At 73.6% G+C, this 26,131-nt stretch carries 20 protein-coding genes; all 20 read right to left on the bottom strand.

Translation table 11 applies throughout. From position 1 onward, the window contains the following. Positions 1 to 4: 4 nt before the first annotated feature. The 20 genes from KG102_RS06430 to KG102_RS06335 all read right to left on the bottom strand — a co-directional run bounded on the left by KG102_RS06430 (position 5) and on the right by KG102_RS06335 (position 26,129). The gene (locus tag KG102_RS06430) at positions 5 to 1,801 is read right to left on the bottom strand and encodes a [protein-PII] uridylyltransferase (protein WP_208213930.1); all 1,797 of its coding nucleotides are present in this window, start codon (positions 1,799 to 1,801) and stop codon (positions 5 to 7) included. 22 nt (positions 1,802 to 1,823) lie between these two features. After that, on the bottom strand, positions 1,824 to 2,165 hold the full coding sequence (locus KG102_RS06425; RefSeq protein ID WP_208213931.1) for a P-II family nitrogen regulator: 342 nt from the start codon (positions 2,163 to 2,165) through the stop codon (positions 1,824 to 1,826). Beyond that, positions 2,165 to 3,472 carry an ammonium transporter gene (locus KG102_RS06420; RefSeq protein ID WP_208213932.1) on the bottom strand — a complete coding sequence of 436 codons (1,308 nt, stop codon included), beginning with the start codon at positions 3,470 to 3,472 and terminating at the stop codon, positions 2,165 to 2,167. Before KG102_RS06420 ends, KG102_RS06425 begins: the two co-directional genes overlap by 1 nt. A gap of 356 nt (positions 3,473 to 3,828) precedes the next feature. Continuing rightward, positions 3,829 to 5,022 (bottom strand): signal recognition particle-docking protein FtsY, encoded by a 1,194-nt coding sequence (gene ftsY, locus KG102_RS06415; RefSeq protein ID WP_249667495.1) that lies wholly within the window; start codon positions 5,020 to 5,022, stop codon positions 3,829 to 3,831. 42 nt (positions 5,023 to 5,064) lie between these two features. Then, positions 5,065 to 5,406, bottom strand: coding sequence for a hypothetical protein (locus tag KG102_RS06410; protein ID WP_208289207.1), 342 nt, complete (start codon positions 5,404 to 5,406; stop codon positions 5,065 to 5,067). Positions 5,407 to 5,495: 89 nt separating this feature from the next. Beyond that, positions 5,496 to 9,062 carry a chromosome segregation protein SMC gene (smc, locus tag KG102_RS06405; RefSeq protein ID WP_208289209.1) on the bottom strand — a complete coding sequence of 1,189 codons (3,567 nt, stop codon included), beginning with the start codon at positions 9,060 to 9,062 and terminating at the stop codon, positions 5,496 to 5,498. Between the two features lie 46 nt (positions 9,063 to 9,108). After that, positions 9,109 to 9,543 (bottom strand): nucleoside-diphosphate kinase, encoded by a 435-nt coding sequence (gene ndk, locus KG102_RS06400; protein WP_208289210.1) that lies wholly within the window; start codon positions 9,541 to 9,543, stop codon positions 9,109 to 9,111. Positions 9,544 to 9,587: 44 nt separating this feature from the next. Further along, positions 9,588 to 9,992 (bottom strand): DUF4233 domain-containing protein, encoded by a 405-nt coding sequence (locus KG102_RS06395; RefSeq protein ID WP_208289211.1) that lies wholly within the window; start codon positions 9,990 to 9,992, stop codon positions 9,588 to 9,590. Between the two features lie 9 nt (positions 9,993 to 10,001). Next, positions 10,002 to 11,690, bottom strand: a complete 1,689-nt coding sequence (locus KG102_RS06390) for an MDR family MFS transporter (RefSeq protein WP_208213937.1) — start codon at positions 11,688 to 11,690, stop codon at positions 10,002 to 10,004. A gap of 53 nt (positions 11,691 to 11,743) precedes the next feature. Then, positions 11,744 to 12,364 (bottom strand): TetR/AcrR family transcriptional regulator, encoded by a 621-nt coding sequence (locus KG102_RS06385; protein ID WP_208213938.1) that lies wholly within the window; start codon positions 12,362 to 12,364, stop codon positions 11,744 to 11,746. Between the two features lie 68 nt (positions 12,365 to 12,432). Continuing rightward, on the bottom strand, positions 12,433 to 13,155 hold the full coding sequence (gene dhaM / locus KG102_RS06380; protein WP_208289213.1) for a dihydroxyacetone kinase phosphoryl donor subunit DhaM: 723 nt from the start codon (positions 13,153 to 13,155) through the stop codon (positions 12,433 to 12,435). Further along, positions 13,152 to 13,784 (bottom strand): dihydroxyacetone kinase subunit DhaL, encoded by a 633-nt coding sequence (gene dhaL / locus KG102_RS06375; protein WP_208289214.1) that lies wholly within the window; start codon positions 13,782 to 13,784, stop codon positions 13,152 to 13,154. The genes dhaM and dhaL overlap by 4 nt, the downstream gene beginning before the upstream one ends. Positions 13,785 to 13,836: 52 nt before the next feature. After that, a complete protein-coding gene (dhaK, locus tag KG102_RS06370) occupies positions 13,837 to 14,826 on the bottom strand; it encodes a dihydroxyacetone kinase subunit DhaK (protein ID WP_208289505.1) in 990 nt (329 codons plus the stop codon). Positions 14,827 to 14,942: 116 nt separating this feature from the next. Beyond that, entirely contained in the window at positions 14,943 to 16,334 is a 1,392-nt protein-coding gene (locus KG102_RS06365) for a bifunctional folylpolyglutamate synthase/dihydrofolate synthase (RefSeq protein ID WP_208213941.1), read from the bottom strand. Next, complete coding sequence (gene ileS / locus KG102_RS06360) at positions 16,331 to 19,561, bottom strand: isoleucine--tRNA ligase (RefSeq protein ID WP_208289217.1); 3,231 nt, start codon at positions 19,559 to 19,561, stop codon at positions 16,331 to 16,333. The genes KG102_RS06365 and ileS overlap by 4 nt, the downstream gene beginning before the upstream one ends. 256 nt (positions 19,562 to 19,817) lie before the next feature. Next, complete coding sequence (locus KG102_RS06355) at positions 19,818 to 21,242, bottom strand: AMP-binding protein (protein WP_208289219.1); 1,425 nt, start codon at positions 21,240 to 21,242, stop codon at positions 19,818 to 19,820. Then, the gene (locus tag KG102_RS06350) at positions 21,229 to 21,858 is read right to left on the bottom strand and encodes a hypothetical protein (protein WP_208289220.1); all 630 of its coding nucleotides are present in this window, start codon (positions 21,856 to 21,858) and stop codon (positions 21,229 to 21,231) included. The genes KG102_RS06355 and KG102_RS06350 overlap by 14 nt, the downstream gene beginning before the upstream one ends. Next, entirely contained in the window at positions 21,845 to 23,581 is a 1,737-nt protein-coding gene (locus KG102_RS06345) for a vWA domain-containing protein (RefSeq protein ID WP_208289222.1), read from the bottom strand. Before KG102_RS06345 ends, KG102_RS06350 begins: the two co-directional genes overlap by 14 nt. Next, positions 23,578 to 24,522, bottom strand: coding sequence for a hypothetical protein (locus tag KG102_RS06340; protein WP_208289224.1), 945 nt, complete (start codon positions 24,520 to 24,522; stop codon positions 23,578 to 23,580). Before KG102_RS06340 ends, KG102_RS06345 begins: the two co-directional genes overlap by 4 nt. Then, the gene (locus KG102_RS06335) at positions 24,519 to 26,129 is read right to left on the bottom strand and encodes a MoxR family ATPase (RefSeq protein ID WP_208289226.1); all 1,611 of its coding nucleotides are present in this window, start codon (positions 26,127 to 26,129) and stop codon (positions 24,519 to 24,521) included. Before KG102_RS06335 ends, KG102_RS06340 begins: the two co-directional genes overlap by 4 nt. Positions 26,130 to 26,131: the final 2 nt, after the last annotated feature.

The raw sequence follows: 26,131 nt of genomic DNA, 5'->3' as shown, positions 1-26,131 counted from the left end.
GGTTTCACGGACGTCCCAGCGTACCTGCCAGCTCCCGGGTCGCCCGTGCCGTCAGGTCGTCGACGAGGGTGGCGCGCCACGTGCTCCACGCCTGCGGACCCGCAGCGCCCGCGTCCGCCTCGGTCAGCGCGCGCAGCAGCCCCAGCAGGTCCTGGCGGTGGTCCACCGCGTCGAGCAGCCGCGCCATGGTCGCCGGGTCGTCCGGGTCGGCCGTCGTGGCCAGCTCCGCCAACGTCAGGTGCTCACGCACGAGACGCACGACGTCGGCCGCCACCTGCTCGTCGAACCCCATCCGCGCGACGATCGGCCCGGCCAGCCGCGCGCCCTCCGTCGAATGGTCGCCGGCCCCCGCCCGCTTGCCGATGTCGTGCAGGAGCGCCGCCAGCAGCAGCGTGTCGCCGTGCTCGACGACGCGCTTGTCCCTGCCCGCGCGGGCCACGGTCTCCAGCAGGTGGCGGTCGACGGTGTGCCGGTGGATCGCCGAGCGCTGGGGCCGGTTGCGCACACCGGCCCACTCCGGGATCCAGGTGGTCACGACGCCGGCGAGGTCGAGCGCCTCCCAGATCGGCACCTGCGCGGGCCCGGAGCCCAGCAGCTGCAGGAGGTGCCCGCGGGCCGCCTTGGGCCACGGCGTGGGCAGCGGCGGCGTGGCCGTGAGGCTCGCCACCGTCACCGGCGACAGGCTCAGGCCCGTGCGCGCCGCGGTGGCGGCCGCACGCAACGACAGCAGCGGGTCCTCCGCGGGCCGTGCCTCGACCGCGAGGACGATCTCGCCGTCGTGCTCGACCAGCCCCTCGGCGATGGTGCGCAGGCGCGGGGCGGTGCGCCGTCCGCGCACGAGCATCGACCTCATGGCGGGTCGCTGCAGCGCCTGGCGCGCGTTGCGCACGGTCGTGTCGAGCGCGTAGGAGATGACCCGCGCGGCCTCGGCGATGCTCGCCAGCAGGTCGTCCCGGTCGTCGAAGCCGACGAGCGCGGCGACCTCGTCCTGGTCCGCGAGCAGCAACCGGTTGGTGTGCCGGCGCGTCACCACCTGGACGGTGTCGCGCACGTCGAGCAGGTGGGCGTAGGCCGTGTCGACCGCCCCGTGCGGCCGGTCGGTGAGCCAGGTCGCAGCCAGTGCGCTGAGCACGACCGCGTCGCGGATGCCGCCGCGCGACTCCTTGAGCTCCGGCTCGATCAGGTAGGCCAGCTCCCCGTGGCGCTCGGCGCGCTGCCGGGTCGAGGCGAGGAGCTCAGGCAGCCGCCGGCGCGCGGCGGACCGCCAGTCCTCCAGAAGCGCCGACTTGGCGCGGGCGATGACCACGGCGTCCCCGGAGACCGGCTGGAGGTCCAGCAGGCCGACGGCCGCCGGCAGGTCCTTGGACGCCACCTGACGGCACTGCGCGAGGGACCGGACGGAGTGGTCGAGATCGAGTCCGGCGTCCCAGATGGGGTACCAGAGCTTCTGCGCGAGGGCCGCCAGGTCCTCGGCCGAGTGGCCACGGCCCTCGTGCACCAGCAGCAGGTCGAGGTCGCTGACGGGGCTCGCGTCCCCGCGGCCCACGCTCCCGACGGCGCCGAGCGCGATACCCGTGACGTCCTGGCCGTCGGTCGCGATCTCCCACTGCTCGCGCAGCCGGCCGACCACGAGCTCGACGATCGCAGCCCTGCGCGCGACGCCGTCGGAGTCGGGGCCGGTCAGGCCCGCGGCGAGATCGAGCCGCTCAGTGCGGAGGTCCCGCACCCCGATCGCGGGGTGCGGGACCTCGGGCGACCCGTTCGCGACCGCGCCCCCCGTGGGCGGTCGTTCCTGTGTCATGTGTGGCAGTCAGCCGTCCTGGTCAGAGGGCGTCGTCGCCGTGCTCACCGGTGCGGACGCGAGCCACGTCCTCGACCGGCACGACCCAGACCTTGCCGTCACCGATCTTGCCGGTCTGCGCGGCGCGGACGATGACGTCGGTCACGCCGACCACGTCCTCGTCGCTCACGAGCACGTCGATCTTGACCTTGGGCACCAGGTCGACCGTGTACTCGGCCCCCCGGTAGACCTCGGTGTGACCGCGTTGGCGGCCGTAGCCGCTGGCCTCGCTCACGGTCAGACCACGGACACCCGCGGCCTCGAGGGCCGACTTCACATCGTCCAGCCGGTGCGGCTGGATGACCGCCGTCACGAGCTTCGTCATCACTTCACCTCCGTCACGACGCGGGCGCCGACGCCCAGCGTCTCGTATGCGGTCTCAGCGTGCACAGCCAGGTCGATCCCGCCGACCTCGGCCTCGTCGGACACCCGCAGACCGATGGTCGCCTTGAGGATGAGCGCGATGACGTACGTCGCCGTGAAGCTGAAGAGCACCGCGGCGAGCGCGACGATGATCTGGGTGATCAGCTGCGTGAGGCCCCCACCGTAGAACAGGCCGTTCAGCGCGCCGTCCGGGTACCAGGTGCTGTTCGCGTCCGTGGCGAACAGGCCGATGAGGACCGTGCCGACCAGACCACCGACGAGGTGGACGCCGACCACGTCGAGGGAGTCGTCGTAGCCGAACCGGAACTTCAGGCCGACGGCCAGGGCGCACAGGACACCCGCGACGACGCCGATCCCGATCGCGCCCCACGTGTCGACCGCCGCAGCGGCCGGGGTGATGGCGACCAGGCCCGCGACGATGCCGGAGGCGGCCCCGAGGGACGTGGGGTGACCGTCACGGACCTTCTCCGTGGCGAGCCAGGCGAGCATCGCGATGCCCGTGGCGAGCAGCGTGTTGAGCCAGGCGCGGCCTGCCGTGCCGTCGGCGGCGAACTCGGAGCCGGCGTTGAAGCCGAACCAGCCGAACCACAGGAGGGCGGCACCCAGCATGACGAACGGCAGGTTGTGCGGCCGCATGGCCTCCTTGCCGAAGCCCCGGCGCTTCCCGAGCACGAGCGCCATCACCAGGCCCGCGGTACCGGCGTTGATGTGCACGACCGTTCCGCCGGCGAAGTCGATCGGGGTGGACAGGCTCTCCGTGAGGCCGGTCGCACCGAGCAGACCACCGCCCCACACCCAGTGGGCGAGCGGCAGGTAGACCACGGTCACCCAGAGTGCCGTGAAGGCGAGCCAGGCGCTGAACTTCATGCGGTCCGCCACGGCGCCGGAGATCAGTGCGACGGTGATGATCGCGAACGTCGCCTGGTAGCCGGCGGCCACCAGGAACGGCACGCCCGTGCCCGCCATGAGGCTCTGGTCGTCGGTGGCGCCCTGGAGGCCGAAGAACTCGAACGGGTTGCCGAGCCACCCGCCGCCGATGTCCCCGCCGAAGACCGCGGAGTACCCGTAGAGCACCCAGATCAGACCGGCGACGCCGATCGCACCGAAGCTCATCATCATCATGTTCAGCACACTCTTGCCGCGCACCATGCCGCCGTAGAAGAACGCCAGCCCCGGCGTCATCAGCAGCACGAGCGACGCGGCGGTGAGCATAAACGCCGTGTTCCCGCTGTCCAGCTCGAATTCCATCGAGATCGCCTCTCCACTCGCCAGCCGGGGGTGGCTGGTCCGGGGATCACAGTCGACGAGATGGATTTCCGTCAGAGGCGAAGGACGTTACGGCGGTGTGACAAGCCTCGTCCGCAGGTAAACGTTCGGTTTCGTGGTGAGCGGACGTCCAGGTGTCTCACCGCCCGCTGCGCGGCTCATCCCTCCAGCACACGGTCGGGACGAACCTGCGCTCCGCTACGGGCACGTGCCGCTGACGCGACCCACACCCTCCGCTGCGCTCCGGCTCATCCCTCCAGCACACGGTCGGGACGAACCTGCGCTCCGCTACGGGCACGTGCCGCTGACGCGACCCACACCCTCCGCTGCGCTCCGGCTCATCCCTCCAGCAGGGCGTCGACGAAGGCCTCCGGGTCGAACGGCGCCAGGTCGTCCGGTCCCTCGCCGAGGCCGATCAGCTTGACCGGGACGCCCAGCTCGCGCTGCACGGCGACGACGATGCCGCCCTTGGCCGTGCCGTCGAGCTTGGTCAGCACGATGCCGGTCACGCCGGCCACCTCGCGGAACACGCGCGCCTGGTTCAGCCCGTTCTGGCCGGTGGTCGCGTCGAGCACCAGCAGCACCTCGGACAGGGGGGCCTCGCGCGTGATGACCCGGGTGATCTTGCCCAGCTCGTCCATGAGCCCGGCCTTGTTCTGCAGCCGACCGGCCGTGTCGACGAGCACGACGTCGACCCCGTCCGCGCGGCCCGTACGGACGGCGTCGAACGCGACCGCGGCGGGGTCCGCACCGTCCCGGTCCGACCGGACGGTCTGCACGCCGACCCGCGAGCCCCAGGTCTGGAGCTGGTCGGCGGCGGCGGCGCGGAACGTGTCGGCAGCGCCGAGCACGACGGTGCGGCCGTCGGCGACGAGCACGCGTGCGAGCTTGCCGACGGTGGTCGTCTTGCCGGTGCCGTTGACGCCCACGACCAGCACGACGGCCGGAACGCGTGAACCATCGGCGGCTGCCCCGGGTGCGGTGTTCAGGCTGCGGTCCAGGGTCGGGTCGACGAGCGCCAGCAGCTGCTCGCGCAGGAGGGCACGGACCTCGGCCGGGTTCTTGAGGCCCTCGACCCGGACGCGCGTGCGCAGCGCGTCGATGAGCTCCGCGCTGGGTCCGGCCCCGACGTCGGCGAGCAGCAGCGTCTCCTCGAGCTCGTCCCAGTCGTCCTCGGTGAGGTGGTCCTTGGACAGGACGGCGAGCAGGCGGGCGCCCAGCGGCGAGCCCGACCGGGACAACCGGTCGCGCAACCGGGTCAGCCGCCCGGCGACGGGTGCGGGGACCTCGAGTGCCGGCGGTGCCTCGGCGAGCTCGGGCAGGACGTCGACCGGTGCGGACGTCGTGTCGTCGACGGTCTCGACGCCCGGTGCGGCCGCGGGGTTCGGGACGTCGACGGTGTCCGTCTCGCGGCGCGTGGCCTCGTCGATCGTCGAGCCGCGGCGGCGGCGCACCAGGAGGGTCGCCATGGCGACGACGATGGCTACCGGTACACCGGCGGCCAGGAGGATCTCGAGCGTCTCGTTGGTCACCGGGACAGTGTGTCTGTCGTCGGCCTCAGGACGCGAACCGGGTCAGCGACCGCTCAGGGGCTTGCGATTACCCGGGAGCGTGCCGGCCGCCTTGTCTCGGGCCCGCTGCAGCGTGGCCGCCAGGTCGTCGACCTGCAGGTAGGCCTCGCCCTCGTCGACGGTCTCGCGCAGGAACTGCGCGAGCGAGAGGTCGACGGGCTCGACGGCGGCCGCCTCAGCCGCCGCCTGCTGCTCGGAATCGGGCTTCCGGCGGCCCGACACGCCGTTGCGGAACGCCTGGAGCGGCGTCTCGGAGCGCTCGCTCGCCGAGGCGGAGCGGCTGGCGACGAGCAGGACGGCTGCAGCGACGAGGAGCGCGAGAACGATCGCGACGAGAACAGCCATGGCACCAGTGTCGGCCCGTCCCCTGGCCCGGGACCCACCGCGCGCAGGCATTGTGTCAAACGGCACACAATCTCCACACGCACACTTAGTCAGACCGCGACGTCCTCGCGCATCCGCTGGCTGATCACGGTGGTGACACCGTCGCCGCGCATGGTCACGCCGTAGAGGGCGTCGGCGATCTCCATGGTGCGCTTCTGGTGCGTGACGACGATGAGCTGCGAGTCCTCCTGGAGCTCCCGGAAGATCTCCAGCAACCGGCCGAGGTTGGCATCGTCCAGGGCGGCCTCGACCTCGTCCATGACGTAGAACGGGCTCGGCCGCGCCTTGAAGATGGCCACGAGCAGCGCGACCGCGGTCAACGACCGCTCGCCGCCGGAGAGCAGCGAGAGCCGCTTGACCTTCTTGCCGGCCGGTCGTGCCTCGACCTCGATCCCGGTGGTGAGCATGTTGTCGGGGTCGGTCAGGACCAGTCGGCCCTCCCCGCCCGGGAAGAGCCGGGGGAAGACGACGTCGAACGCCGCCGCGGTGTCGCGGTAGGCCTCGGCGAAGACCTGCTCGACGCGCTCGTCGATCTCCTTGACGATCTCGAGGAGGTCTGCGCGTGACTTCTTCAGGTCCGCGAGCTGCTCGACCAGGAACTGGTGGCGCTCCTCGAGCGCGGCGAACTCCTCGAGCGCGAGCGGGTTGACCCGACCGAGCAGGGACAGTGCCCGCTCGGCGGCCCGGAGGCGCTTCTCCTGCTGCTCGCGGACGTACGGGACCGCGGTCGGTGCGTCCGGGTCGACCTCGGCGCCGGGCGGGTGGATCACCGGGACGTCCTGGTGCGGGCCGTACTCGTCGAGCAGGACGGCCGGGTCCAGGCCCAGGTCGTCGATCGCGCGGGCCTGCAGCGCCTCGATCCGCAGGCGCTGCTGGGTGCGGGCCACCTCGTCGCGGTGGGCGACGTCGGTGAGCTGGGCGAGCTCCGCCGCCCGGACATCGACCTCGGCCCGCGCGGCGGTCACCTCGCGGTCGCGCTCGCCGCGCGCCGCCTCCGCCTCGTCTCGCTCCACCGACGCGCGGCGCAGCGACTCCTCCAGCACCACCAGCGCCTGCGTGGCGCCCTCACGCACGGCCTGGGCGACGGTCGCCTGACGTGCGCGCGCCCGCTCGCGCTCGGCGGCCCGCTCCCGGGCCACCCGCTCGGTCTGGGCGGCCCGTTCCAGGGACTCCGCCCGGCCCGACAGCGCTCGCGCGCGCTCCTCGCCGGTCCGCAGCGTCAGGCGAGCCTCGGTCTCTCGCGCGCGCGCACCCGCGGCGAGCTCCGCGAGCCGGTCGCGACGCGCGCTGCCCTCGACGATCGCCGCCTCGCTCTCGGCGGGCTCGACCTCGGCGGCGGCGAGCCGCTCGGTGAGCTCGGTCAGCTCGGCGGTGTCGGCCTCCAGCGTGCGGGACGCGGCCTCCAGGGACTGGCGCAGGCGCGCCGCCTCGGCGTTGGCGGCGCGGGCGGTCGAACCGAGGTGCCCGAGCTGCTCGGCGACCGCGGCGAGCGCGGCGTCCGACTCGTTCAGACGGTCGAGGGTCCGTTCGTGCGCCTCACGCGCGGCCGCCTGGGCCTCGACGGCGCCCGCCAGCTCGAACCGCACCCGCTCGGCGTCCGCCGTTGCGCGCGCGGCCCCGGAGCGGGCCTGGTCGAGCGCGGCCTGCAGGTGCAGCGCGCTGGGGGCCGTCGCGGAGCCGCCCGAGGCACGGTGCTGGGACAGGACGTCGCCGGTGCGGGTGGCGACGACCAGGTCGGGCCGGACGGCGACGATCGCGCGGGCCGCGGCGAGGTCGTCCACCACGACGACGTCGGCCAGGAGCGCCTCGACGGCGGCGCGCACATGGTCCGGCGCCCGCACGAGGTCCACGGCACGGTCGGCGCCGGCGGGCACGTCGGTGACCGGGTTCACGGGCGTCGACGCGCCGCTGACCAGGAGCGTCGCGCGCCCGGCATCCTCGGTGCGCAGGTAGCGGATGGCGTCGACGGCGGCGTCGACCGAGTCCACGGCGACGGCGTCGGCCACGGCGCCGAGGGCCGCGACGATCGCCTCCTCGTTCTCGGGGTCGACCGCGAGCAGCGCAGCGACGGAGCCCACCAGACCGGGCTGGCCGTCCGCCGCGAGCAGGGCACCGACCCCGTCCTTGCGCATCAGGCTGAGCTCGAGGGTCTCCGCACGCGACTCCAGCGCGGCACGTTCACGCTCGGCGGCCCCGAGCTGCTCCTGCAGCGCGGCCAGCCGCTCGGTCGCCTGCTCGAGGGCCTCCACCGCCGCCTCGTGCTCGGCGTCCAGGCCCTCCTCCCCCTCCTCGACGCCCGCGACCTGCGACTCGAGCACCGAGAACTGCGTCGTCGCCTCCTGGCCGCGCTGCTCGGCGGCGGCCAGGGACTCGCGCAGGCGGCCGAGCTCAGCCTGGGTCGCCTCGACGCGGCTGCGGCGGGCGGCCACCTGGCCGGCCAGGCGGGCGACGCCCTCGCGACGGTCTGCGGCACCGCGCAGGGCGGTGGCGACCTCCTTCTCGGCGGCCGTCGCCTCGGCCTCGGCCTGCTGGCGGGCGATTACCGCGGCGTCGAGCGCCGCGCGGGACAGCTCGACCTCGGCCGCGAGCTCCGCCTCCGCGGCCCGGACGCGCTCGGCCTGGGCCGCCAGGTCGTCGGGGTCGGACCCGCCGGCCCGTTCCGGTCCCGCGCTGCCCAGCAGCCGGACGCGGTCTGCCGCCAGCGAGGCCGTGCCGCGCAGCCGCTCCCGCAGGGAGGAGAGCCGGTACCAGACCTCGCTCGCCTCGCTCAGGGCGGGGGCGGCCTCGGCGGCCTCCCGCTCGAGCGTGGCGAGCCGGGCACGGGTCGCGGCCAGCACGCCCTCGACCTGCTCGCGCCGCGCACGCAGGGCGCTCTCGTCGGCGATCTCCTGCTCGAGCGTGGACGTGAGCTGGGCGAGGTCGTCGGCGAGCAGCCGGGCACGAGCGTCGCGCAGGTCCGCCTGGACGACCTGGGCCTTACGCGCGACCTCCGCCTGCCGTCCGAGCGGACCGAGCTGGCGGCGGATCTCGCCCGTCAGGTCCCCCAGCCGCGTGAGGTTGGCCTGCATGGACTCCATCTTGCGGAGCGCCTTCTCCTTGCGCTTGCGGTGCTTGAGGACCCCCGCGGCCTCCTCGATGAACCCGCGACGCTCCTCGGGCGTGGCCCGCAGGACCGCGTCCAGCTGCCCCTGGCCGACGATCACGTGCATCTCGCGGCCGAGGCCCGAGTCGGACAGCAGGTCCTGGATGTCGAGCAGCCGGCAGCCCTGGCCGTTGATCGCGTACTCCGAGCCGCCGTTGCGGAACAGCGTCCGCGAGATCGTCACCTCGGAGTACTCGATCGGCAGGGCGCCGTCGGCGTTGTCGATCGTGAGCGAGACCTCGGCACGGCCCAGCGGCGGGCGGCCGGCGGTGCCGGCGAAGATGACGTCCTCCATCTTGCCGCCGCGCAGCGACTTGGCCCCCTGCTCCCCCATCACCCACGCCAGCGCGTCCACGACGTTGGACTTGCCCGAGCCGTTGGGCCCGACCACGCAGGTGACGCCCGGCTCGAAGTTCAGGGTCGTCGCCGAGGCGAACGACTTGAACCCCCGCAGGGTGAGGGTCTTGAGGTGCACGCACAGAGCCTAAGGTGCGCGCACCCCGGCTCCTGGGAGGCCGCTCCTACAGACCGGGGAACCAGAGGGCGATCTCACGGGCTGCCGACTCCTCGGAGTCCGAGCCGTGCACCAGGTTCTGGATGACCTTCAGGCCCCAGTCCCGCCCCAGGTCACCGCGGATGGTGCCGGGCGCCGCGACGGTCGGGTCGGTCGCGCCGGCCAGCGAGCGGAAGCCCTCGATGACGCGGTGGCCCTCGGCCACCACCGCGAGGACGGGCCCGGAGCGCATGAAGTCCATGAGCGGGCCGACGAACGGCTTGCCCGCGTGCTCGGCGTAGTGCTCCGCCAGCAGGGCCTCGTCGGCCACCCGGAGGTCGACCGCGACGAGGGTGTAGCCCTTGGCCTCGATGCGACGCACGATCTCACCGGCCAGGCCGCGACGGACACCGTCGGGCTTGACCAGGACGAGGGTGCGCTGCGTGGTGGGTGCATCAGTCATGGGCTGCACCCTATGTCGCGGGCGGGTAGGTCAGGCGCGACCGCTCACGGCCCGACGGCCCCCGGGTGCGCGGCGTCGTACTCCGCCCGCTCGCGGTCGATCTTGTTGCCCAGGTACAGGGCCACGACCCACAGCACGACGAAGAGCCCGCCGATGGCGTACATGGTGGGCACGAAGATCCCGGCGGCGATGACGAGGACCTGGGCGATGGAGCCCGCCACGTAGCCACCGGGCCGGGCCACGAACCCGGACAGCAGGAGCAGGACCACGGACATGCTGCCCCCCACCCACCAGATCGCGGCGGGCTCGGCGAGCCGCAGGCCGTACGCCACGAGCGTCGCGAAGAACACGAGGACGGCCTCGAGGACGAGGATCATCTGCGTGAACTGGGGCTTCGCGGCACGCTTGCGGCGTACGGCCTGGCCGGCGCCGGGGTCGGTGGAGCTCATACCTGCAGGTTACCGGCGGGTCGGCGGCTCGACGTCGGCGCCGCCGTCGTGAGCACGGCCGCCCGACGGCTCCTCGACGACCGCCGTGTCGCCCTCGGGGGCCGGGGCGGCCGCACGCGGGGGTGCCGCGACGGCCTCTCCCCGGGCGACCATGCCGGCCATGTCGGAGAGCGTGACCTCGCGCAGGAAGAGCGAGATGACGAAGCCGACGGCGACCACCGGCACCAGGTACCAGAACGACGGCGCGAGCGCGTTGGTGAACGCGTCGATCACCCCAGTCTTGACCGGCTCGGGCAGCGCCTGGACCGCGGCAGGGGTCAGGCTGGAGGCGTCCACCCCGCCACCGGCGGGCGTCCCGGCGAGGACCTCCGAGAGGTTGTCCGCCAGCTTGGACGTGAACATGGTGCTGAACAGCGCCGTGCCGACCGCCGCGCCGATCTCGCGGAAGAAGTTGTTCGTGCTCGTCGCCGTCCCGATCTCGTGCGGGTCGACCGAGTTCTGCACGGCGAGCACGACCGTCTGCATCACTAGGCCCATACCCGCGCCGACGACGAAGATCATGGCGCCGAAGAGCCACATCGACATGTCGCCCGTGAGCTGGGTCAGCCAGGCGATGCCCGCGGTGGTGACGGCCAGGCCGATCACCGGGTACTTCTTGTAGCGCCCCGACTTGGTGATCGCCAGGCCCGAGCCGATCGCGGTGATCATGACGCCGGCCATCATGGGCAGGAGCAGGAAGCCCGACTCCGTGACGCCGGCACCCGTCGACATCTGCAGGAACGTGGGCAGGAACGCCAGGGCGGCGAACATGCCCATGCCGAGGATGAGACCGATCGCGGTGGCGATCGTGAAGGTCGGGTTCTTGAACAGGCGCAGGGGCAGGAGGGGCTCCTGCGCGCGCAGCTCCACCATGATGAACGCGGCGATCGACACGAGCGTGCCGATGACGAGGCCGAGCAGGGCCGGGTCGGACCAGTCGTAGCCGCGGCTGCCGGAGACGCTCTCCCAGCTCGTGGCCAGCACGAGGCCGGACGTGGCGACGACCATGAAGAAGATGCCGGCGACGTCGATCTTCTTGCCGGAGCGGTGCGAGGGCAGCTTGAGGGTGAACCAGGCCACCAGGAACGCCGCGAGGCCGATGGGGATGTTGATCCAGAAGCACCACCGCCAGTCGGCGTGCTGGGTGAACAGGCCGCCGAGCAGCGGGCCGATGACGGCCGAGATGCCGAACAGCGCGCCCATCGGACCCATGTACTTGCCGCGCTCCTTGGCGGGCACGATGTCCGCGATGATCGCCTGCGACAGGATCATCAGGCCGCCGCCGCCGAGGCCCTGCACGCCCCGCCAGAAGACGAGCTCGCCGAACGTGCCCGCGAACCCGGCGCCGGCCGAGGCGACCGTGAACAGGGCGATGGCGACCAGGAACGGCCAGCGCCGGCCCCACAGGTCGCCGAACTTGCCGTACAGGGGCATGACGATCGCGATCGCCAGGATGTAGGCCGTGATCACCCAGCCCTGGTGCTCGACGCCGTTGAGCTCGCCCACGATCGTGGGCATCGCGGTGCCGACGATCGACTGGTCGAGGGACGACATGAACATGCTCGCCAGGAGGGCGCCGAAGATGAGCCAGACCGTCCTGGGGGTCAGGACGACCAAGGGCTTGTCGGCCGCCGGCGCGTCAGGTGCTGCGATGGCCATGGGGAACCTCGTTCTGGGGTGGATGTGACGGTGGGTCGGGGTACGTCGGTGGATCAGTCGGAGAGGATCGAGCGCAGGTCGGCGACGACGGCGCCGACCTGCTCGCTCGCGTCACCGGTCCCGCCGGCGGCGTCCCAGCGCAGGAAGGTGGCGTGGGTCAGGAAGAGCAGCGTCGCGCCGACCATCTCGGCGGAGTACGGCGAGGCCTCGCCCAGCCGCCTGTCCACCAGGACGCAGAGCTGCCCCCTGTGCTGCTCCATCCAGGCCATGTGCCGGGCGAGCAGGCGCGGCTCCCGGGCGGCCAGCTCCAGGCCCACGGCGAGCCGCTCGCGCCCGATCGGTGCGGCGGTCAGCAAGGAGTTGACGAACACCTGCAGGTCGGCGAGCAGGTGGCCCGTGGGGCCACCCGACGCGAACGTCTCCGCCGCCGGCGAGTCGACCGGCCACGGGGTGTGGCCGAGCACGGCATCGTCCTTCGTCTCGAAGTAGTTGAAGAACGTGCGCGTGGAGACGCCCGCCTCCTCGCAGATCGCCTCGACGGTGACCGCGTCGAGGCCGTGCTCCGCGACGAGTCGATGGGTCGCGTCGATGAGCGCCTCGCGCCGCGCGAGCTTCTTGCGCTCGCGCAGGCCGAGCGTCGGGGTCTCGACCGCATCGTTCTGCACGGGGTGCATTTTTACACACCCTGCAAACTTGCAGCGACCGCACGTTCCAGCGGGTTCCCGCACAGGCCGACGCGGCGTCAGACCTCCCCGAAGCCCCCCTCGACCGCCGCGACGACGGCGGCGAGCGCCTCGAGGGCCTCGGGGCCGTCCGCCTCGATCGCCAGCGCGGCACCCTGCGTGACGCCGAGCTTCATCAGCTCCAGGACGCTGGCGGCGTTCGCACCGTTCACCGTGACCCGCGCGTCGTAGCCGGCGACCATCCGCGCGAGCACCGCAGCCGGCCGCGCGTGCAGCCCGAGCGGGTTGCGCAGGACGGCGGTGCCACGGACGCCGGCCTCGACCGGCCCGGGCGCGGGCGCCGGCGCCGGCTCCTCGGCGGGCGCCGCGAACGTCGTCCCCGCGTGCTGCGCCGACGCCAGGACCGTCGCCACGTCCGCTCCCCCGTTCGCCGTGACCGCCGCCGCGACGGCCCCCTCGACGAACGGCGCGTCCGCGAGCCGCACCCGCGAGGTGACGTCGTCGTCGGCCAGCTCGAGCACCGACTCCGTGGTGAGGACCGCCGACCCGAGGTCGGTCAGCACGACGGCCGAGCGGCCGTCCCGCGTCGCCTCGACGAGGGCCGACTCGATCGTCTCGTAGCTGGTCCCGAGGCCGCCGTCGTCCGTGCCGCCCGCGCTCACCAGCAGCACGTCCGGCGCCATCTGGCCGGCGAGCTCGGCCGCTCCCTGCGCGAGCGCGCGCGAGTGGGAGACCAGGACGAGCGCGACGGGCGCGAACCGGCGCGCGTCGGGCGAGGTCACCCCGCGGCCTGTGCGGCGGCGCGCAGGAGGAGCTCGGTCGAGCGGGCGCCGGGGTCGAGGTGCCCGGCGGACCGCTCACCCAGGTAGCTCGCTCGCCCCTTGGTCGCGACCAGCGGGATGGTGGCCTCCGCGCCCTCGTGGGCGGCGTCGGCCGCGGCCGCCAGGACCTGCGCCGGACCCGCCCCGCTCTCGGCGGCGGCCGCCGCTGCCTCCGCGGCAGGCGCCCAGGCGTCGACCATCGTCTTCTCGCCCGGCGAGGCCTTGCCGCGGGCGACGATGCCCTCGAGGGCCGCCTCGAGCATCGCGACCACCCCCGGGCTGTCGATCTGCGGGACGGAGGTGGCCTTGGCCGCCCGCAGGTAGGCCGTGCCGTACAGCGGGCCGGCCGCGCCCCCGACCGTCGACATCAGCGTCGTCGCGACGAGCTTGAGGACCTCCCCGATGTCGGCCGGCGGAGCCGGGAGCGCGTCGAGCTTGGCGACGACCGCGGTGAACCCGCGGTGCAGGTTCTCCCCGTGGTCGCCGTCGCCGATCTGCCGGTCGAGCTCGATCAGCTCGTCACGGTGCTCGGTCACCGTCTGTGCCGAGCGCCGCACCCAGTCGACGGCCCACGCGACGTCCAACGTCATGCCCACGCTCCCTCGAGCATCCGGTTGCCCGTGCCGACCGCACCCGGCGCCGTCACCACCGCAGGGCGGCGGTGTGCACCGGGGCGTCCCACAGGGCGGCCAGCTCGTCGTCCAGGCGGAGGACGGTGACCGACGCACCCTGCATCTCCAGCGATGTCACGTAGTTGCCGACGAGTGAACGGGCCACCTCGACCCCACGCTCCTCCAGCACCGCGCGAGCCCGACGATAGACGACGTAGAGCTCGGAGGCTGGTGTGCCGCCCATGCCGTTGACGAAGAGCAGCACCCGCTCGCCGCCGGACAGCTCCAGGTCGTCCACCACGGGCTCCAGCAGCATGTCGGTGATCTCGTCGGCCCCCGCCAGCGGGACGCGCCGGCGGCCGGGCTCCCCGTGGATGCCGATGCCGATCTCGATCTCGTCGTCCGGCAGGTCGAAGCTCGGCCTGCCCGCGTGCGGGACCGTGCACGCGGTGAGCGCGACGCCCATGGAGCGCACGTTCGCGACGACCCGCTCGGCGACCGCGGCGACCGCGTCCAGGTCGTCGCCGCGCTCCGCGGCCGCACCGGCGATCTTCTCGACGGCGACGGTGCCGGCCACCCCGCGCCGCCCGGCCGTGTAGAGCGAGTCCTCGACGGCGACGTCGTCGTTCACGACGACCGTACGGACGGTGACGTCGTCCGCGACCTCGGCGGCCATCTCGAAGTTCAGCACGTCGCCCGTGTAGTTCTTCACGATCGCGAGGACGCCGGCGCCTGCGTCGGCCGCCTGGAACGCCGGGGCGATCTGGTCCGGCGTGGGCGACGTGAAGACCGCCCCGGGCACGGCGGCGTCCAGCATGCCGACACCCACGAAGCCCGCGTGCAGCGGCTCGTGCCCGCTGCCACCCCCGCTGACGAGCCCGACCTTGCCGGGCGTGGTGCCGCCGGCCCGCGTGACGAACCACGGGTCCGCGTGGACGGTCACGACGTCGGGGTGTGCCGCCCCGAAGCCCTCGAGCGACTCGGCCACGACCGTCTGCGGGTCGTTGATGAGCTTCTTCACTGCAGCCATCCCTCCACCGGGCGCCCTCCACGACGGGCCGCGACAGGTCTCACCATGTGGTGGGCACCGGAGGTCGTCAAGGGGAGGACGTGCGCGACCGGACCCATGATCGGGGCTCAGGTGCGCCCCAGGAGCCGGCGGGCCTCGGCTACCAGCAGGATCGAGCCGGTGACGAGCACGCCCGACCCTCGCTCGGCCTCGCTCTCGGCGCGGGACACCGCGAGGTCGAGGGCGTCGCTGAGCCGCTCGGCCACGTGCACGCGGTCCTCCCCGAAGATGTCGACCGCGACCTCGGCGAGGTCGTCGACCTCGAGCGCGCGTGTGTTCGACGCACGCGTGATGACGACCTCGGCGAGCATCGGCTCCAGCAGGGACAGGATGCCCTCCGGGTCCTTGTCCGCCATGACCCCGACGATGCCCACGAGGCGGTGGAACTCGAACGCCTCCTCGACCGCCTCGACGAGGGCCTCGACGCCGGCCGGGTTGTGCGCGCCGTCGACGATGATCGTCGGGCTGGAGCGCACGACCTCGAGCCGCCCGGGCGAGTCCACGTCGGCGAACGCCACCTCGACGATGCCCGGGTCCAGCGCACGGCCGCCCGTCAGGAGCACCTCCGTGGCGGTGAGGGCGAGCAGGGCGTTGTGCGCCTGGAACTCGCCGTGCAGCGGCAGGAAGATCTCGGTGTAGGTGCCGCCCAGCGACTGCAGCGTGATGAGCTGGCCGCCGACGGCCACCTGCCGCTCCCCGACCGCGATGTCCACGCCCTCGCGCACCACGCGGGCGCCCCGCTCGGCCGCCGCGGCGAGCACGACACCCTCGACGTCCTCCTGCTGGGCGGCCAGCACGAGGGTCGCCCCGTCCTTGACGATGCCCGCCTTGACCGACGCGATGTCCAGGAGCGTGTCGCCGAGGTAGCGCTCGTGGTCCATCGCGATCGGCGTGATGATCGCGACCTCGCCGTCGGCCACGTTGGTCGAGTCCCAGGTACCGCCCATGCCGACCTCGATCACCGCCACGTCGACCGGCGCGTCCGCGAACGCCGCGAACGCCATGACCGTGAACACCTCGAAGAACGACAGCCGCGGCTGCCCCTTCTCCGCCGAGCGCTGGTCGACCAGGTGGACGTACGGCGCGACGTCCTGCCAGATCTCGACGAACCGCTCGTCGCTGATGGGCTCTCCGTCGATGACGATGCGCTCGGTGACGCGCGACAGGTGCGGGCTGGTGAACCGGCCGGTGCGCAGACCGTGCTCGCGGACCAGCCGCTCGACCATGCGCGCCGTCGACGTCTTGCCGTTGGTCCCCGTGATGTGGACCACCCGGTACGCCTTCTGCGGGTCGCCGAGCAGCTCCATCACGGCGAGCGTCCGGTCGAAGGAGGGGTCGATCTCGTGCTCGGGCGCACGCGCGAGGATGCCCTGGTACACCTCGTCTGCCGCCGCCCTGGCCTGCTTCTCCGCCTCGTGGCGGAGGTGGTCCGCCCCCGTGCCGTGCTCGCGCGGGCTCATGCCTCGTACCCTCCTGCGTCGACTGCCTCCACGGTGGCCCGCAGCGCGGGCCCCGTCTCGAGCTCCACGGAGACGGCCAGCGTCTCGCGCGCGATGGTGTCCAGGTGCTGCTCGACGGCGGCCACGTGCTCCGCCGGCACGTCGATCGTGAGCAGGATCCGGTCCCCCACCTGCAGACCGGCGGCCTTGCGGGCGTCCTGCACGACGCGCACGACGTCACGGGCGTAGCCCTCGGCGCGCAGGTCGTCGTCCAGGGTGAGGTCGAGCACCGCGAACCCGCCACCGGGCAGCACGGCCGCGGCCGTCGTGCCGGCGGCCTCGCCCCCGGCCACGACGGTGGTCAGCTCGTACTCCGCCGGCTCGAGCGCCACGTCGCCGTCGTCGGTCGTCACGACCACCGTGTCACCCTCCACCCGCCAGGCCCCGGCGCGGGACGCCTTGATGACCGCCTGCACCCCGCGGCCGAGCCGCGGCCCCGCCGCGCGGGCGTTGACCGCCAGACGCTGGGTGATGCCGAACCGCTCGGCGGTGTCGGCATCGGCCGTGACCAGGTCGACGCGCTTGACGTTGAGCTCGGCCGCGAGCAGGTCGACGTAGGGCGCCAGGGCCTCCGCGTCGTCGACCGCGACGGTGAGGCTCCGCAGCGGCTGCCGCACCCGCATCCCGGCGGCCTTGCGCAGGCCGAGCGCGGTGGACGTGACCGCCCGCACCTGGTCCATCGCCGCGACCAGCGCCGGGTCGGCCGGCAGCACGTCGGCCGACGGCCAGTCCGTCAGGTGAACGCTGCGCCCGCCCGTCAGGCCGCGCCAGACCTCCTCGGTGACCAGCGGTGCGAGCGGCGCCATGACCCGCGTGAGCAGCTCGAGGGACGTCCACAGGGTGTCGAACGCGTCCGCGTCCTCCGCCCAGAACCGGTCCCGCTGCGTGCGGACGTACCAGTTGGTCAGCACGTCCAGGTGCTCGCGCACGCTCTCGCACGCCTCGGCGATCTCGTAGGCGTCCAGCTGCGCCGTGGTCCGCTCCACGAGGGCGCGCGTGCGCGCCAGGACGTAGCGGTCCATCGGCGCGAGCGTCGCGGCGCGCTCGGCATCGACCCGGCGGGCCGTGTAGCCGGCCCCCCCGTCGGCCGCGCCCGCGTAGAGCGTGAAGAAGTAGTAGGTGCTCCACAGCGGCAGCAGGACCTGGCGCACGCTCTCGCGGATGCCCTCCTCGCCGACGATGAGGTTGCCCCCGCGCAGGATCGAGCTGGACATGAGGAACCAGCGCACGGCGTCAGAGCCGTACACGTCCCACATCTCGACCGGGTCCGGGAAGTTCCGCAGCGACTTGCTGGCCTTGCGGCCGTCGTCGCCCAGCACGATGCCGTGGCACATGCAGTTGCGGAACGCCGGTCGGTCGAACAGCGCCGTGGCCAGCACGTGCAGCGTGTAGAACCAGCCGCGCGTCTGACCGATGTACTCGACGATGAAGTCGCCCGGGTAGTGGTGCTCGAACCAGTCGGCGTTCTCGAACGGGTAGTGCACCTGGGCGAACGGCATCGAGCCCGAGTCGAACCACACGTCCAGGATGTCGGGGATGCGCCGCATCGTGGACGCTCCCGTCGGGTCGTCCGGGTTCGGGCGCGTCAGCTCGTCGATGAAGGGCCGGTGCAGGTCCGGCTCGCCCGCCTCGTTCGTCGGCACCCGGCCGAAGTCGGCCTCCAGCTCGGCCAGCGAGCCGTAGACGTCGGTGCGTGGGTACGTCGGGTCGTCCGAGACCCACACGGGGATCGGCGTGCCCCAGTACCGGTTGCGGCTGATGGACCAGTCACGGGCGTTCGAGAGCCACTTGCCGAACTGGCCGTCCTTGATGTGCTCGGGGGTCCAGGTGATGTCCTGGTTGAGCTCGACCATGCGGTCGCGGAAGTCGCTCACGCGCACGAACCAGCTGGTCACGGCCTTGTAGATGAGCGGGTTCCGGCACCGCCAGCAGTGCGGGTAGGAGTGCTCGTAGGTCTCGTGCCGCACCAGCACGGCACGCTGCGCCTCCGGGACGCGCGCCAGCGGGCCGGTGCCGGCCTTGAGGTCCGCGGTGATCGGCTTGTTGGCGTCGAACACCAGCTGCCCGACGTAGTCCGGCACCTCCGTGGTGAACCGGCCCTGCGAGTCGACCGGGACGACGGGCGTGATGCCGGCCGCGTCGCACGCGACCATGTCGTCCTCACCGAAGGCGGGTGCCAGGTGCACGATGCCCGAGCCGTCCTCGGTGGTGACGAAGTCGGCGAGCAGCACCTGGTGGGCGTTCTCGCGTCCGGCGAAGTAGTCGAACGGCGGGGTGTACCGACGGCCCGCCAGATCGCGTCCCGTGACGGTGGCCACGACCGTGGCCTCCCCGAGCTCCTTGGCGTAGGCCCCCAGGCGGGCGGCTGCGAGCACCACGCGCTCCCCCGCGAGCGCCGAGTCGGGTCCCGGCTCGACGACCACGTAGTCGACGTCCGGCCCGACGGCGACCGCCAGGTTGCTGGGCAGCGTCCACGGTGTCGTGGTCCAGATCAGGGCGAGCTCGCCGGTCTCCAGCCGCAGGCCGACCGTCAGCGCCGGGTCCTGGCGCGACTGGTAGACGTCGTCGTCCATCCGCAGCTCGTGGTTGGACAGCGGGGTCTCGTCGCGCCAGCAGTACGGCAGGACGCGGTAGCCCTCGTACGCCATGTCCTGGTCGTAGAGGCGCTTGAACGCCCAGATCACCGACTCCATGAACGTGACGTCGAGCGTCTTGTAGTCGTGGTCGAAGTCGACCCACCGCGCCTGCCGGGTCACGTAGTCGCGCCACTCGCCCGTGTAGCGCAGCACCGACTCGCGGCAGGCCTGGTTGAACGCGGCCAGGCCCATCTCCTCGATCTGCGAGGTGTCCGTGATGCCCAGCAGCCGCTGGGTCTCGAGCTCGGCGGGCAGTCCGTGGGTGTCCCAGCCGAACCGGCGCTCGACGCGGTGGCCGCGCATGGTCTGGTAGCGCGGCACGACGTCCTTGGCGTAGCCGGTCAGCAGGTGGCCGTAGTGCGGCAGCCCGTTGGCGAACGGGGGTCCGTCGTAGAAGACGAACTCGTTGCTGCCGTTCTCGCCGGCGTCGCGGGCGTCGATCGACGCCTGGAAGGTGCCGTCCGCCGCCCAGTAGGCGAGGACGTCCTTCTCGAGCGTCGGCAGGTCCGGGGAGGACGGGACGTCGGACTGGCGGTGCAGCGGGTAGGCCACCGTGCGGCTCCTGTGGTCGGCACCCGGGGGTGCGTCGCTCTCGGCTGCGAGGACGATCGGACCCGGACCGGCCGGGCTCCACCGCGGTACCACCTCGCTTGCCGGCTCCCCTGGCGGGTCGTCGACCACTTCGTGAGGGCTGTGACGGGCCTACCCGTCCGGTTCTACTGGGGTGCTCGCGCACCTGTTCTTCCGGAGGCTCACCGGTGATGGCCGGGTCGATGCCTGTGCGGCCCAGGGTAACGCACGGCCGCGGTCATCCCGGAGCGGAAAAGGCCGTGGAGAACCGGCGTGGCTTCCCGTCACCGAGGTCGCCGACGTCGTCGAGCACCGTCAGCGCGACGGGGCGCTCGAGCCACCGCGCCACGGCGTCCGCCGCCGCACGCGGGTCCGCGCCGAGCCCGCGCAGCGGGAGCGCCCTCAGGTGCACCGACCCGTCGGCATCCTGGTGCAGGTGGTAGGCCGCGAGTCCGTGGGCCTGGAGCACCTGCGAGGCGTCGACCGACGGTCGCGCGGTGCCGTCGGCCGCCCGGAACAGCACGGGCGCACGGCCCTCCAGCCCGACCAGGACTGTGCCGCGCGCGTCGCGGACCAGCGCCGCGTGGTCGCCCGTCCGGTAGCGCAGCAGCGGCAGGTACGGGTTCTCGTCGACGGTCACCACGACCTCGCCGCGGGTGCCGTCGGGGACCGGGGCGCCGGTGGCGTCCAGGATCTCCACGTGCACGCGCCGCGGCACGACGACGTGCCCGTCGCCACCGGCGGACACGGCGACCGGTCCCGTCTCCCGCAGCCCGTACAGGTCGAGCACCGGGCAGCCCCACCGGGCCAGCGCCGCGGCGCGCACGGCCGCGGGCAGGTGCGTCGCGCCGTTCACCACCGCGACCGGGTGCAGGGCCAGGTCCAGCTCCAGGAGCCGTAGCAGCGGGAGCGTGGACGTGCTCAGCACCTGCGGGTCGAGGTCCGTCAGGAACCGGTCGCGGCTCGCGGCGTCCGGCCAGCCGCTGAGGTTGACGCGGGCCATGAGCGGCGCCGGGGCGCCGGGCTGCCGCCGGAACGCCGTCATCACCGAGGCGTAGGTGAACGCGGCGCGTTGGTCGACCACGTTGGCGAGCCCGAGGCGCGCGGGGTCGGGCTCCCACACCGCACCCGCCTCGGCGACCAGCCGCTGCAGGAGCACCAGGTCGGCCGCGACGCTCGCGGGGTGCAGCGGGATCCGCAGGGCCGCACCGGTGCTGCCGGAGCTCGTGCCCTCGAGCACCCGGTCGAGGGGCACGTCGACCGGGACGTACGCGGCCAGGTCGTCGACGAGCTGGTGGCGGGTGACGGTCGGGAGCTCCGCCAGCGGGGTCGTCGGACCGCTCCTGCCGGCGCGGGCGGCCCGGCGGTAGGCCGGGACCGACGCGTGGGCCCGGGCGACCAGGTCGGCGATCCAGCCGGCGTCGGCGGGACGCGCCGCGGCGAGAGCGGGTTCGTCGGCGGCGGTCAGGCGGTCGCCCGTCGCGTGCACCCACGGCGGCGCGTCCGGGTGGTGGCGCAACGCGACGAGTGGCGCGAGGCCCGCCTCGTCCAGCGTCGGCCAGCGTTCGGCGTCCGTGAGCGCCAGGGCACCCATCGCGGTGTACTCGCCGAGTACGGGATCCGGGACGCCACGATCGTCGGGGACCCGGTCAGTAGTTGGCATACTGCGCCGCCGCCTCCTTCGCCTTGCGGTCCGCGAGCGCCCGCTCCAGCTCCTCGGCACGCGCCTGCTCGACCGCCATCGCCCGGACCAGGTCACGCTGATAGGCCGTGCTCACCGCGAGCCACCGGTCCTGCGCGACCGCGGCCACCTCACCCGCGGGCAGCACGCCGGCGGCCCGCAGGAACGCCCGCGCCAGCTCCTCGCGCGCCTCGTCCAGGTGCACCCAGTCCTGGTCCGCCCGCAGTCCGACGAGCTCGGCGGGGACGGCCTCGGCGACCGCGAGCATCCAGCGCGTCGCGCCGCCGGAGTCGGCCATGACCGCACGCACCCCGGCGTCGGCCCGGACGGCCGGGTCCAGGACCAGCCAGGAGACCAGGCCGACGAGCACCCGGCGGGTCGCGACCGCGCGGTCCGAGGAGCCCGGACCGTGCGCGAGACCCGCGTCGAGCCGGGCCAGCGCGTGGGCGTCGAGGACCGAGCCGTCCAGCTCGACGGCCAGGTCGGCGACGAGCGCGGGCACGACGACGGTCGGCTCGAACAGGTCCGGCGGCGCCACGGCGAGCCGGTGCCGGACGGCCGCGAGCGCGGGTCCGGGACGTGCGTCAGCTGCGGGCACGGCCCGGCCTCCCCCAGGTGGTGCGGGCGAAGTCCCGCGCGAAGGTCACCAGGTCGTCCTCGCTGGTCACCGTGTACACGTCGTAGTCCCCGCACATCGCGAGGATCCGGTCCCGGGCCGGCGCTGACACCTGCAGGACCAGGCTGCCGCCGCCGCCCGCCGCCTCCAGCGCGAGCGCGGCGGTGTCGTCGGGCTGCTCGCCCTGCGCCGACCACGGCCGGAACATCGTGCTGACGCCGTCGTCGGAGATGACGGCCACGTGCGTGGGGCCGGTGGCCGTCGCCGGGGTGCCCGGGGAACCGAGGTGGGTGCGCTCCAGCAGCGCGAGGGGGAACGACGTGCCGCCGCCGATGTGGGCGACCACCGCGTGCAGGACGGCGTCGACGTCGCGGGTGAACCCGTCGGTGCCGACCACGTCCCCGTGGCCGCTCCACGTCGTGGCCTGGACGCGCGCACCGGCCCGCAGCGCGGACAGCGCCAGGACGGCGCCCGCGAGCGCGACCGGCGCGTAGACCGCCGACGGGTCCGGCATCGAGCCGGACGAGTCCAGGTAGAGGTCCAGGTCCACGGGTCGCGGCCGCTCCTGGGCCGACTCGTCGTCGTGGTACGCGCGTTGCACCGTGGTCACGCCGGGGACCACCACGGGCGACGCCGCCATCGTGCCCGACCAGTCGATCGTGGACAGGTCGTCGCCGATCTCCCACGTGTCCAGCCCGCCCAGCAGCTCCTCGGACCTCGTCGGCCCCTCCCGGACCGGGAACGGCACGAGGTGTCCTGCGGCGTGCTCGCGGTACCAGGCCGCGGCGACGCGCTGGGCCGACGCCGGGCTGCCCAGCGCCGTGAGCAGGGCGTGCAGGGCGGCGGGCTGGAGCACGTTCCCGGCACCCCCCTCGCCACCGGGGACCAGCACGACGGGGTGCTCGTCGGGCGTCTCGGTCGTCCCGACCACGCGCGGGTCGATCGCGGGGTGGGTCGCGGGGGCGCCGAGGGTCGGGTCGGTGGCCAGGCCGTACGGGATGGAGTCGTCGTCACTCTGGTCGCCGCCGCACGCGAACCCGCCCGTGGCCGCGCCGCCACCCTGGGCGCGCAGCCACTCCGGGTCGAGGTGCATCCGCACGAGCCGCGCGAAGCCGGCCGCGCCGCCCACCGGGTCGCGCGCGTAGGCGCGGACCAGCCGGGCGCACAGGTGCGCGTGGTCCTCCGCCGCCTTGCCCTCCTCCGCGAGCCGCCCGCGCGGCAGGCCCCAGAGGATCTCGTACGTACGCCCCACCAGCAGGCCCAGCGGGTTGTCGGCCTGCGCCGCGCCCACGGTCTGCGCGAGCGTGGCCCGGTCGACCCCCGCCTGGCGCTGCAGCCGGTCGTTGATCAGCAGGTCGCACCAGATGTTGTCGACGAGCCCGATCAGGTGGTCCATGTCGATCAGCCCGACCCTGATCCGCGCCGCGATGCGCAGCGCGGTGAGCCGGTCGACCGGCGCCAGGAGGTGGTGGCCGACCTCGTGCGCCAGGACGGCGAGCGCGTGGTCCTCGATCCCGCGCTCGGCGACGACGGTCAGGTCGACGTGCACCTCCGGGTCGTCGGTGGTGTACCAGGCCCAGGAGCCCACGTGGCAGGGCTGCGTGTGCAGGACGGGGGCGTGCATGCGCGACGTGCGCCCCCAGACCGCGAGTGCCTGCGGCCACACCGCCAGCCATCGGGCGCCCAGCGCGTCGAGGTCCGTCATGCGGCGACCCGGACGGCGTCCACCCAGTAGGAGTGCCGGCGGCTCACCAGCAGCACCGAACCGCCCGCGCCCGCGACGCCCGTGACCCGGTCCGTCCACGGTACGGGCAGCCGGTCCGTCGCGGTCGCCGGTGCCGGCGGCGTCTGCTCGTCGCCGAGCCGCACGACGGCGGCACCGTGCACGTCGGCGACGATCGCCCAGCGCGCTCCGTCCGCGCTGACCGCGCACCCGGTCGGACCCCCGGGGACCACCCGCGGGGTGGTCACCCATGGACCGCCGAACCCGCGGAAGCCGCCGACGCGACGGACGACCCCCGGCTCCAGCCGGAAGCCGGGCCACCACCACGGGTCCTGCGTGTGCCGCGCGAGCGTCTCCGCCGGGTCGGCGCCCGCCGGCAGCCCGAGGACCGCGGCCGCGACGGACCGGGGCAGTGACGCCGCCTCACGCAGGGCCGCCGTCCGGAACCGCGCGGCCCCGGCGCGCCACGCCGCGACGAGCACGGCGGAGGGAACGGTCGCCGCGTCGGTGACCTCGGGCACCGCGGCGAGCAGGAAGCCGAACAGACCGAGGTCTCCCGCGCGCGCCACCGCACGGGCCGCGCCGCCCACGGCGTCGACGGTCGCCACCGGCTGGCTGCGCAGCAGGCCGGTGAGCCGGGGCAGGACATCGACCACGGCGGCACGGTCGGGATCACCGACGCTCCACCGGCCCCGCGCCGCGACCCCGACCGTCCGGCGCAGCAGCGCGCGCCCGAGCGCTGGGTCCAGCACCCCGGCGTCGACGAACGCCTCGGACACCCCGGCCAGGTCGGCCACCGCCGACCGCAGGACATCGGCGTCGCCGCCCCGGGCGAGGGCCCCCTTCAGCAGCGCGTCCACGGCGACGCGGTCGGCCAGCAGCCATCGCCCGAACGCGGAGTCGCGATCGATCGCGGTCGTCACGCACCGCTCCAGCTCAGCCACTCCAGGTACGACGAGTACCGCTGGTGGGCGTACTTCAGGGCGAGCGCATCCTCGAACAGGCTGCCGTGCAGCTTGGTCGCGTCCTGCCAGCCCGCCAGGACGCCCTCGATCTGCGCGAGCCGGCGGCGAACCTCGGCCTCGCGCAGCCCGTCCAGCCCCGCGGCGAGCTCGGCCAGGATCGTGCCGACCGGGTCGTCGGTGTCGAGGCCCTCGGCGTCGTACTGCTGGCACGCGGTGTCGAACAGGTCGCGGATCCACGACACGCGGTCCGTGCGCAGCGACTCGCGCTCCGGGTCGTCGAACGCGCGCGACTGCAGGTCCGGCTGGAGCTTGTCGTGCAGCACGAACGGGACGACCGCCCGCAGGTCGTCGAGCGTGACCTCGGCGTTGCCGCGGAAGTACGCCATCGCCTTGGCGTAGGCCACGAGCGACTGCAGCGCGCGGACGGACAGTCCGTTCAGGGTCTGGGCGCCGATGTCCGAACGCTGGTCGCGGCCCGTGTCGGCGGCGGCGAGCAGGTGCGGGTCCTGCCCGGCGAGCCGTGCGGTGTCCTTGGTGCGGTACTCGAGCTGACGCGCGGCCCGCTCGAGCAGCTCGAGCTGGGCGGCGAAGTACTCCAGCCGGCGGCGCACCGGCACGGGGATCGGCACCGCGACGACCTCCCGGTGCAGCCGCTCGTGCTCGTCCGCGTCGAAGACGATGGCGGGCGGGACGTTCTCCTCCGGTCGCACCCCGCGCTCGGCGCGCTCGACGAGGTCTCCGACGAAGCGGGAGTTGAAGGCCAGCGCCTTGACCACGACGTCGATCCGGTCCCGCAGTGCGTCGACCACCTGGAACGTGCCCCCGCCGGCGTCGTCGTTGGCGGTCAGGTACCAGGCGGCCGCACCGGTCTCGTAGATCTGGTCGAACACCTCGACGTACCCGTCGGCCAGGACCGTGAGCAGCGCGGACTGCGTGCGCGTGGGGATGCGGTTGTACTCGTCGACGATCTTGACCCGCAGCCCGAGCCACGAGCGCCACGCCACGTCGATGTCCGTGAGGCTCTCGGCGGCCACCAGGTCGCGCGGCAGCGGCGTGCCGAACATGTCCTGCACCGTCAGCTGCGGGTGCCCGTGCTGCATCGCGCGGCGCACCTCGCGCACGGGGTATCCCGCCAGGACGCCCATGAGGATCGCGCTCGCCGTCTTGCCCCGGCCCGGGCCACCCACGAGCAGGCAGCGGCCGCGCACCGCGAACGTGAGCAACGGCAGCAGGACGAACGACGAGTACGACTGGTCCGTCGGCAGGTCCACCCGCGCGCGCGAGTCGCCCAGGCGGAAGTGCGTGCGGGCGCGGCCCGGGTCGTGGAACTCGACGTCGTAGTGCGGGCTGATGATCGCGTGGTTGACCATCCAGAAGTACGCCTGGCGCAGCTTCTCGTCGAGCGGCGCCGGGCCGACCGGCGCCGGCGACCCGTCGGCGTCCGCGAAGAGCTGGTCGACGTCGAGGTCGATCCGCGCGGCGGGCGCGGTGCGGGCACCGCCGCGAGCGCCGGCGCGCGTGGGCGCCGCGGACACCTGGCCGAGGTCGTGGGTTGTGTCGGTCACCT

This window comes from Cellulomonas fengjieae, assembly GCF_018388465.1.
Taxonomy (GTDB): domain Bacteria; phylum Actinomycetota; class Actinomycetes; order Actinomycetales; family Cellulomonadaceae; genus Cellulomonas; species Cellulomonas fengjieae.
The sequence above is the reverse complement of the archived record's forward strand: the minus strand, read 5'-3'. Positions and strand labels throughout refer to the sequence as shown.